A 2,324-nucleotide genomic window follows, 5' to 3' on the forward strand; every position below is an offset into this window, starting at 1 on the left:
CCCATTCCCCCGACTCCAGCTCCAGCGCGCCAAAGGACGTGGCCAGCCGCGTCTTTCCCATGCCGCCCGGCCCCAGCAGCGTGACGAGCCGCGCGCCGTCCGCGAACCCGCGGCGGAGCCACCCGAGCTCCATGCTCCGCCCCACCAGTCCGGCCTGGAGCACGGGCACGTTCCCCTGCCTGTCCCTGGGCGCGCGTGGAACGCCGAAGCGCCGCTCCGACAGGTGCGCGGGCAGCACCTCCACCAGGGCCACGGCATCATCAATGCCCTTCAGCCGGAACGCGCCCAGGGGACGCACCGCGGGTCGGCCCAGCGCCTCCAGCACCTGCGCGGCCCGCGCCCAGGCGCCGCCACTCACCAGGACCTGACCGCCATGACCCGCGGCCGCCACGCGCGCCGCCACGTTCACCATGCGGCCCAGGTAGTCCGTCCGGCCGGAGCGCGCGTCCACGCGGCACTCCGGCTCGCCCACGTGTACGCCCATGCGAACCCGCAGGCCCCGGAACAACAGGCCTCCGGGCCCCACCTCTTCGGCGGCCTCGGGCTGGGAGAGGAGGTCCACCGGCCAGGGCGCGCGCAGCAGCGCGTCCTGCGCCTCCAGACACCACGCCAGCGCCTCCATCACCGAGGGGAACGCAATCATGAAGGAGTCCCCCTGCGTCTTCACCTCGTAGCCGGTGCCGCCGGCCAGCAGGGAACGCAGGACGCGGTCATGCACCTCCAGCGCGTCACGCATGCCCGCGCCACAACGCTCCCACAGCCGCGTGGAGCCCTGCACGTCGGTGAACACCAGCGCCACCGAGCCCTCGGGGGGCGTCGCGGAGGCCGGCTGGGCTTCCTGACCGGGCAGCGCCCTCAGCATGCCCGCCGCGGAGCCTGCCAACCTTCTGGAGGACACATCACCCATCGCACGCTCCTGCGATGCCAGCTCCCGCGGAAGCGATGACACCACGCGGAACGAACACCGCCCATGCGTGACGAGCAGATGCTCCGGGCCTCAACACAGACAGCATCCGGCACGCGACGCTCGCGCGCGGACGCGTCCACAACGCCACGGCGCCCTCGCCCCGGGAGGCACCGCCGGTGTGAACCCCGTGCCCACCTCCGGCACGCCTCGACTGTCCGCGACTGCAAACATTGCCCGCGGGTACGGGTTGCCCGCACGCATCCCCGGTGCAAATTTTCGCGCCCGCCACCCTTCACCAGGCCCGCACTCCTCGGGGTGGCCCCGCCCGGACACTCGCACCGCGAGCCGTCCGGCGACCTGGACCCACTGGGGAGTCGATGAAAAAGACACTGTTTCCGAAGACGTTTCCGATGCTCGCCCTGACGATGCTTGGCATTGTGGGCTGCGAGCCGCTGCCACCCGACACCGCGTCCCCGACCGGCGCGCTGACGCAGCCGCAGGAGTCGTTCAACGGGCTGTCCTTCAATGGCCTGTCCTTCAACGGCCTGTCCTTCAACGGCCTGTCCTTCAACGGCCTGTCCTTCAATGGCTTGTCGTCGGAGGCCTTCAACACCTGGTTCCAGGCCGACCCCTCACTGGCCGACATGGCGATGCGCTACGTGGTCCGCTGCGCCGTGCCCGCGGGGCAGACGCGCACCTACACGGCCGCCGCGCTGGAGCAGTCGTACACCTGGGAGGGCGGCCTGGGACTGGCGCCGGACTGGGCCGGTGGGAGCGCGGCCACGCTCGCCGAACAGCAGGTCGTCTCCGCGTGCCTGGCGGCCCACGCCAACCGGATGGGAGAGGAGCTGCTCATCTCCCTCCTCGGCCTGGACGGCGCGGGGGCCGTCATTCCCTACACGGCGCAGGAGCTCGCCACGCACGCCCGGCAGGAGTCGTGTTTCTTCGGCAACCTCTTCAATTCCGAGGGCATCCACGTGGGCGCGGACCGCGCTCCGCTGGGGCCCCAGGAGAGCACCTCGCGCGCCTGCGCGGGCCTGCTCCACGACGGCACGGAGACGCTCGTGCCCTGCGCGCCCATGGTGTACGTGGGCGCCTGCGCGTCCCACTGCGCGCTGGACTCGAGCGGCCTCTACTACGAGACCTGCACGCGCGGCGGGGTCACCTACCGCCCCATCACCACGCGGCTGTCCCCCGCGAATGTGAATCAATGTGGGGACGGCGTGTGCCAGGCCACGGAGCAATGTGGCACCTCCGACCGATACGACAGCTGCGCACAGGACTGCGGCCCCTGCCCGTGAAGGTGCGCCGCGCGAGCGTCGGCTGTCAGACGCTTTTCGCGCGCGCATGGCGGAATGGATTGGACGGCGCATGGGCGTGGCTACTTCCCTGTCCCATGCACCCAACCCCATCCCAC

2 protein-coding genes are annotated in these 2,324 nt (G+C 71.3%); one reads left to right on the plus strand and one right to left on the minus strand.

Annotated elements, in window-relative coordinates; genetic code table 11:
• Positions 1–862, minus strand: an 862-nt coding sequence (locus HV824_RS35530) for an adenylate/guanylate cyclase domain-containing protein (RefSeq protein ID WP_303623456.1), incomplete at its 3' end; no start/stop codon positions are given.
• 422 nt (positions 863–1,284) lie between these two features.
• Here HV824_RS35530 and HV824_RS35535 point away from each other — a divergent pair.
• Positions 1,285–2,208, plus strand: coding sequence for a hypothetical protein (locus HV824_RS35535; RefSeq protein ID WP_255208616.1), 924 nt, complete (start codon positions 1,285–1,287; stop codon positions 2,206–2,208).
• Positions 2,209–2,324 lie beyond the last annotated feature (116 nt).

It is taken from the genome of Myxococcus sp. AM009, from assembly GCF_013372605.1.
GTDB lineage: Bacteria > Myxococcota > Myxococcia > Myxococcales > Myxococcaceae > Myxococcus > Myxococcus vastator.

Bases quoted from the DNA above. Each gene is read 5' to 3' on its own strand.
- HV824_RS35535 (WP_255208616.1), top strand. From the start codon at position 1,285: ATGAAAAAGACACTGTTTCCGAAGACGTTTCCGATGCTCGCCCTGACG.